5 protein-coding genes are annotated in these 7,345 nt (G+C 39.8%); 3 read left to right on the top strand and 2 right to left on the bottom strand.

Annotation, left to right across the window (positions count from 1 at the left end; translation table 11 throughout):
• Window positions 1-202 precede the first annotated feature (202 nt).
• A complete protein-coding gene (locus ASE55_RS02205) occupies window positions 203-559 on the top strand; it encodes a response regulator transcription factor (RefSeq protein ID WP_056214935.1) in 357 nt (118 codons plus the stop codon).
• A 224-nt stretch (window positions 560-783) separates the two neighbouring features.
• On the opposite strand, the gene ASE55_RS02200 is transcribed toward ASE55_RS02205, so the two are convergent.
• Window positions 784-1,578: a glycosyltransferase family 32 protein gene (locus ASE55_RS02200; RefSeq protein WP_056214934.1), complete on the bottom strand. Its 795-nt coding sequence runs from the start codon at window positions 1,576-1,578 to the stop codon at window positions 784-786.
• A gap of 283 nt (window positions 1,579-1,861) precedes the next feature.
• Here ASE55_RS02200 and ASE55_RS02195 point away from each other — a divergent pair, with 283 nt between their 5' ends.
• Entirely contained in the window at window positions 1,862-3,199 is a 1,338-nt protein-coding gene (locus tag ASE55_RS02195; RefSeq protein WP_056214932.1) for an alpha-amylase family glycosyl hydrolase, read from the top strand.
• A 128-nt stretch (window positions 3,200-3,327) separates the two neighbouring features.
• Here ASE55_RS02195 and ASE55_RS02190 read toward each other — a convergent pair whose 3' ends face one another.
• Window positions 3,328-4,938, bottom strand: a complete 1,611-nt coding sequence (locus ASE55_RS02190; RefSeq protein ID WP_082474322.1) for a helix-turn-helix transcriptional regulator — start codon at window positions 4,936-4,938, stop codon at window positions 3,328-3,330.
• A gap of 1,895 nt (window positions 4,939-6,833) precedes the next feature.
• Here ASE55_RS02190 and ASE55_RS02180 point away from each other — a divergent pair.
• A complete protein-coding gene (locus ASE55_RS02180; RefSeq protein WP_056214923.1) occupies window positions 6,834-7,088 on the top strand; it encodes a hypothetical protein in 255 nt (84 codons plus the stop codon).
• Window positions 7,089-7,345 lie beyond the last annotated feature (257 nt).

The raw sequence follows: 7,345 nt of genomic DNA, 5'->3' as shown, positions 1-7,345 counted from the left end.
ATAATTATAAGTCCTTAATTCTACAACAAAGATATTATTGTATAACGACAGAACTTGTCGCATTTAAAATCAATATTAAAAATTCTGATTATCTGAATATCCAAGATTCTCACACAACAATAATTTTAATCCCTTAAAACCCAAAAATCAATTTATTTCTACGTCATTACAAAGATTGGTTCTGTTTTTGTAAAGCAAGGGTATGAAAACTATTTTTATCCTTGAAGATGAGACAGGCATCAGAGATGCATTACAGTTGCTCCTGTCATTTGAAGATTATGATGTAAGGTCCTTTTCTACGGTTGAGGCATTCAACAAAAGAGACTTATCTGCCGTGCCGGATATATTTATACTGGACGTTATGCTTCCTGACGGATCGGGTACAGACGTATGCAACCAGCTTAAAGAAGAACCTGCAACTTCCGGTATTCCTGTAATTATTATCAGTGCGCATGCAAAGGCAGAACATGTTATTAATTCCTGCAAAGCCGATGAATTTATAAGCAAACCTTTTGATATTGACGATGTTCTTGTCAAAATTGAAAATCTGATCAGGTAATCCTCAGCATTCATATACATTTGCTCACTTCATTAAGGATGAAGTGCAAACCTGTTATTAATAATCAGTCTATGGATTAATGCTCATACATCTGACATCATGAATTCAGATAATGATCCGTATAATTAAATTGACTGTTATCAATATAGATCAAACAAAAAACTCCGGAGCTTAAAAAGACTCCGGAGTTTTTGTTCCTTGTATTCTGTAAAATTTTAATTCTGTTATTCTGTAGTATTATCAGATACGGTCTCTTCCAGATATTTCCTGATGCTCTCTTTCGGAAACAGATCAAGAACTTTATTTACATCGATGATCTTATGTTTGTTGATAATACTGTCGATTGATTTTGCGGCTCCCGGTGCATTAACAAGGCGCTCCAGAAGACCATAGGTATTAACCATCTTCTTGTGTGTATTTTCTTCATCGCCGCCGAACCATGAACCGTTAAAATGGTGGCTTACATAATTCTTAGGCAGATCCTGGGAGAAATATACTGAAGGGTAAAGCGTTACATCATGCTTAAGCTTCTGAATCGTATCACTGTAACGGTCTGCACCGTACTCTTTTTCCAGCATCTCAGAAAAAATATCCGTATTGATGCGTTCTATAAATCCTTCCTGTTCATTATAATAGGCTACAAAATCCTTTGAGAGCTGATGCTCCGGTTCGGCCATCCAGAATGCAGAATAAGGCACCCCTTTCACTTCAAAACCGCATACGGCTTTTTCATTCAGGAACTCGTCAAGAGGCATTTTCAGTTCCATATCGGTATCCATATAGATGCCGCCATGCTCATACATAACTTTAGAACGCACATAATCAGAAACGAAGGCCCATTTTTTCTGGGCAAATGCTTCTTTTACATAATTGTTGTCCTCAAGAGGGGCATTGCTTTCATTCCATTCCACGAGTTCATAATCAGGATGGATCTTTTTCCAGGAAGCGATGCAGTGTTCTGCAAGTTCATGCTTTGCGTGTCCGCCAAACCAACAGTAGTGTATTTTTTTAGGAATCATATATTTATTTTTTAATATTTGGTATCATGTTAAAGGCATCCGGGCGATGCTTTTTACTTCCTGCAAAAATTAAACCTTATCAGGACTTCTGAAGAATATTTTACTTTTATATATTCATTATGAATTATTTACAATTTCAAATTATTTGCCGCTACACATCATGTAACAGCAAAAATATAATCAGGAAAGATGAATATTTTTAATAAGCACAGCAGTTTACCAATTAAATGGTATATTTATTTCTTATATCGTTTCAGTGATTGATTTTACGTGCAAATAACTTATGGAAAAAAAGACTGACAGCCGGTACCATCCGGAAAAATATGTGAAAATCACCAGTCCGGACTGGGTAAAAAATGCAACACTTTATGAACTTAATATCCGGCAGTTTTCAGATGAAGGCTCTTTCAAAGCCATTGAACAGCAGCTTCCGCGGCTTAAAAAAATAGGGATCGATATTATCTGGCTGATGCCCGTTCACCCTATCGGCGAAACCCACCGTAAAGGAAGCCTGGGCAGTTATTATTCTGTGAAAGATTATTATGGGGTCAGTCCGGAGTTCGGTACCGAACAGGATTTCCGGAACCTGGTCAGTGCGATTCATCAACAGGGCATGTATGTTATTGTAGACTGGGTTGCCAACCATACCAGCTGGGATAATGAGATCGTAGCACAGCATCCGGAATGGTACAGAAAATCAAGGAAAGACACCTTCCAGTCTACCCGTTGGAGGGATTACGATGACATCATCGAACTGGATTACAGCCACCAGGAACTGCGGGAATATATGACCGAGGCACTGAAATTCTGGGTACGTGAATATGATATTGACGGCTACCGGTGTGACATTGCGAGCTTTGTCCCGATTGACTTCTGGGAAAATGTAAGAAACGAGCTTGATGCTATTAAGCCCGTTTTTATGCTGGCCGAAGCCGAAGACCGCGAGCTTCACCGCAAAGCCTTTGACGCCACCTATAACTGGACGCTCTGGAATATCCTGCACCAGATTGCCCTGAATGAAAGAAGTGTAAAAACCCTTACGGAAGCTTATATTGCAGAACACGTTTCTATTTTTCCGAAAGAAGGCATCCGGCTGAACTTCATCGATAACCATGACAAAAATTCCTGGGAAGGAAACCCGTACAGCAATTTCGGCGATGCGCTTAATGCGGCCACGGTATTTACGGTGATGATGGACGGAATGCCGCTTGTTTATAACGGACAGGAAGCGGGACAGAATCGTTCTCTGGAGTTTTTTGAAAAAGACCCGGTACAGTGGAAGCCTCACGAAAATGAAGCACTCTACACTACCCTTTTCATGCTGAAACACAAGAACCAGGCACTCTGGAACGGTGGCCACGGAGGGGAAATGGTAAGGATTATGAATGACCGGATGGAACAGGTAATTTCATTCGTACGGGAGAAAAACGGCGATAAGGTAATGACCTTCATTAATTTCAGCAAAGAACCTCTGATTGTTCAGTTCGATACTTCTTTTGATATGGGCAGGTACACAAACCTTTTTACGGGAGAATACCAGGGCGTTTCGGATACTTTGATCCTGACGATGGACCCGTGGGAATATGTTGTGCTTTACCATCCGGAACAAGAAGAATTGTAGAATCCAACAGAATTTCAGGAAAACAGAAATCGTTATGATTTACTGAAATAAGTCTTTAGGTATTTAAAATAAAAGATTAATAAATTCAGGCTGATATACATGTATGTCAGCCTGAAATATGATGTATTTTAAAATGATGCCTGCTTTTCAGATTCAATTTCTTCAGAAAGATACTTAATAAATTCTGAGGGTGATATGCCGTTGATTTTTTTAAATACCGTGGTAAACTTATTGGGTGATGAAAAACCGGCCTCTTCCGCTATGGTTGATATTTTGTATTTCCTGAAGGTAGAATCGGTTTTGAGCCGGCTGATCACATATTTAATCCTGAGACTGTTAATGTAATTATTAAAGTCCATTTCTTTGTGCTTATTAATAACGGAAGATACATACCTTGTATTAATACCAAGTTGTGCAGCCAGCACGGTAAGAGAAATATTTTTATCGGTAAATAAGGCTGAACGCTCAAATTCCTCAAGTTTACGGAGCAGGAGATTTTCTGTGGCATCCGTCATCACCATTGTTCTGTCAGCCGTATTTTTATCTGCTGTTACCGGGATTTCAGTTTCAGAGCTTTCATTTTCAGAGCTTTCTGCAATTTTTTTTGCCTGTTCTGCGGCGGCAATATCATAATTTTTAATAATATTCTTATACTGTTCTATATTCTTTTTCTGCCTGATCCTGTACCACTGAAAATAAGCAGCGAATGCCAAAAGAACAATGATGGTCAACACGATAATGATTCCTTTATTATGGTCACTTTCTTTTGTTTCTGACATTTCAACATCGATCTTTGCATAGGACCTGTCAACAGACTGCGAGGATAATTCATCTAATGCCGTATCGACGGAATCTTTCTTTCCGGATATTTCAGTCAGTTTTTTTAAATCGTTTACCGCAGAGTAATAGCGTTTGGAAGTGGTATATACCTCTGTTTTCAGCTGAAGATAACCGGATTGTTCCGCTATTTTTTCAGAAAGATCAAGATATCTTTTTGCATTTTTTAAATCATTCTTTTTTAAATAAACATTACTTAAACCACTGTATATAAGACCGGTAAGGAAATTTTCAGGTAGTTTTTTATTCAATACAAGGGCATTTTGGTAATGCTTCATCGCCAGCGCCGAATTATTGAGAGCCAGGTAATTAAGTCCCAACAGCTGTTCATTATTCGATGCAAAAAAATCACTGTCGCTTTTTGCTGACCGAAAATAAGCCTGGGCCCTGGTGATGTCCTGAACAGACTTTTTGTAGTTCCCTTTTTCATGTTCATAATGGGCCATCTCCTGATACATCATTCCTTTTACAGTAGCTGCTGCTTCAGGGTTTTCAATAAGGCTGCTTTCTTTAAGGGCTTTGTCAATATATTTTTTAGATAACGAATAGATTTTTAAAATCCTGTACTGGCTGGCTAAAAAGCCATATACCCTTGCTTTCCAGGCTACATTATCTGTCTCTGAAATAATACCCGCCGACTGCTCTGCATAATATATTGATTTTTTGAGGTCGCCGGACTGCTGGTATAAAGAGGCAGACAACATGAGGCTTTTGGTCTTGAAATAAGGGCTTTTGGAAATAACAAACAGAGAATCTGCCGTCTGCAGTGCCGCCTTGAAATTTTTCTGCGAAGTTTCAAGATACGTTTTGGTATACACAGAATTATAAGCCACCGTATCCTGGGCCTTATCATAAGTAAGCAATAAGAAAAAGAAGATACAGCAGATTTTTTTATACATCATTTCAAATACATCATGCGAAAATAGTAACACGCATCTGATTCATACTTTAGAAAGCCCAAAATTAATTATATTTTTAAAAAACAGGGTTATTTTAACTTATAAATAAATGCCAATTATTCCGAAGTAAGGGAATAAAAGTAAATTTATAAGTTTCTGCTTTAAAGAGGTTTTCAATATCCGGAATCTGTAAAATATCATCAGCTCCGTTTAAAAACGGCCCGCCCGCTGAAATATTTCAACTATTCTAAAGAAAAAGCAACATGTGCTTTGGCTCTTTTTATTAAATTCCTGACTGAACCTGAAATAAAAATTAATCATTCCCGACTTTCAGGTGCAAATATCAATGTTATACCTTCATTTTACTCAAAAATAAAACAACTGATTATAAACACTTTAACTCATGCAAATGTTTCAAATTACTGAAAATGATACATCAAATGTTTGTTTAACGGTACCGTATATCATAGTTTCGCGTTGCTTTAAAACGGGTAAAAAAAACTAAAGGTCGGATTACATAATGATAAAAATTCAGATTTCTGATTGAAGGTTTAAAATCAGATACCGGATAAATCTGCTTGCAGTTATATGTAATCTGACCGATCTATACAACATCTTATGAAAATATTAATTCGGATTCCAATGCCTTTGTTAAGTACAGGACATGTATTTTTCGCAGCTTTTTTGCTGTTTCTGTTATCTTCACAAAACAGCTTTGCCCAGACCAGGGTAATTGCAAATCCCGGACTTGAGTTTGGGGTAGCAGCAATCACTTACGGCCAGTACGATGCCAACTTTGGCTTTAGCCCTAATGTAGATGCCGGTTCAGCGGTTACTTCACCATGGTATACTTCTCACCCTACCCAGGCAGGAGTCTGTGAACCGGGAGGTTCCGGAAACTGCCACCCTATTGAAGTATGGGGTACCGGTTTTAACAGCGTACCAGCCGCCCAGGGAACTAACTTTGTAGAGCTTAATGCCTTTGTGAGCTCTATGATCTACCAGAATATGTACCTTGTCAATGGCGATATTATCACCTATTACTTCAGGCTTCAGGNGGTCTCTATGGAAGTGTGGGGCACAGGTTTTGGTAACGTACCGGCCGCTCAGGGAACTAACTTTGTAGAGCTTAATGCCTTTGTGAGCTCTATGATCTACCAGAATATGTACCTTGTCAATGGCGATATTATCACCTATTACTTCAGGCACCGGGCAAGGCTGGACACATCTGAACAGGCAGCCATGGTAATTGAAAACCAGAATGAAGTAAATATAGCTACAGTTCATACCACAACTTCACCTTCAAGTACTACAGCATGGTCTGTAAACCAGGGAACCTATACCTTTACAGGAACTTCAGGAGTTTATAGGGTAGGTTTCAGGGCTGTAAATACAACAAGTCCGGGAGCAGGTAATTTTCTTGATGACATCAGGATTACGCTAAACCCGCTTATTGATTTAAAATTCTCCAATGCCCTTTCATCCTGTGAAGGATCAGGCAACGGTAATCTGTTCTTAAGAATCAGCGGCGCGGTAACCAGTACGACTACCGTGGCGGTAGAACTGATAAACCCAGCCAACGGAAACCCAGTGGCTACTGATGCCGATATCACMCTGACCCCGGCAACCAATTCCACCGGTACACCAACTATTTCCCATACGCCGGGAAGCAGTATCTACCTGATTACMATACCCGCAGGAAACTATGACGGCGGCGTTACACCGGGATATTCAAGCCCTAACAATGATGAAGACGGTATTGCCATCAATATCGCTTCTGTAAATGAAGGGGTGGAGTACCCGCAGGAAACTATGACGGCGGCGTTACACCGGGATATTCAAGCCCTAACAATGATGAAGACGGTATTGCCATCAATATCGCTTCTGTAAATGAAGGGGTGGAYGAGCCTACAGAAACTTTTGCTTTTGAAATCAAGCAGCAGGGAACCAGCGGTTCCACCAATAATTTCGTTTCCACTTCATCTCCTGTACCGGGCGATACGTATTTCCCGAGAACAAACAGTTATTTTATCCAGAGATGTATCTGTTATGATGATGCCAATACTTCTACTCCGGGAATCGACAGTAAAGTTGGGGTTACCCTTTTCCCCGAGAACAAACAGTTATTTTATCCAGAGATGTATCTGTTATGATGATGCCAATACTTCTACYCCGGGAATCGACAGTAAAGTWGGGGTTACCCTTTTGGGAAGAGCTGGCGCGGACAGCGGCAACTGGCCTATGAACAGAAAGTCGGCCCACGCKGTTCTGGAATCCAACTCAAAAGGATTTGTCGTAACAAGATTAACCACAACACAGGTAAGCGCCCTGGTATCTCCTCAGGAAGGAATGATGGTGTATGACACCACGGCCAAGTGCCTGAAAGTTTACACCGGTACGATATACGATA

Origin of the sequence: Chryseobacterium sp. Leaf201, from assembly GCF_001421435.1 — a bacterium.
Lineage (GTDB): Bacteria > Bacteroidota > Bacteroidia > Flavobacteriales > Weeksellaceae > Chryseobacterium.
The sequence above is the reverse complement of the archived record's forward strand: the minus strand, read 5'-3'. Positions and strand labels throughout refer to the sequence as shown.

Bases quoted from the DNA above. Each gene is read 5' to 3' on its own strand.
- ASE55_RS02205 (WP_056214935.1), top strand. From the start codon at position 203: ATGAAAACTATTTTTATCCTTGAAGATGAGACAGGCATCAGAGATGCA.
- ASE55_RS02200 (WP_056214934.1), bottom strand. From the start codon at position 1,578: ATGATTCCTAAAAAAATACACTACTGTTGGTTTGGCGGACACGCAAAG.
- ASE55_RS02195 (WP_056214932.1), top strand. From the start codon at position 1,862: ATGGAAAAAAAGACTGACAGCCGGTACCATCCGGAAAAATATGTGAAA.
- ASE55_RS02190 (WP_082474322.1), bottom strand. From the start codon at position 4,938: ATGATGTATAAAAAAATCTGCTGTATCTTCTTTTTCTTATTGCTTACT.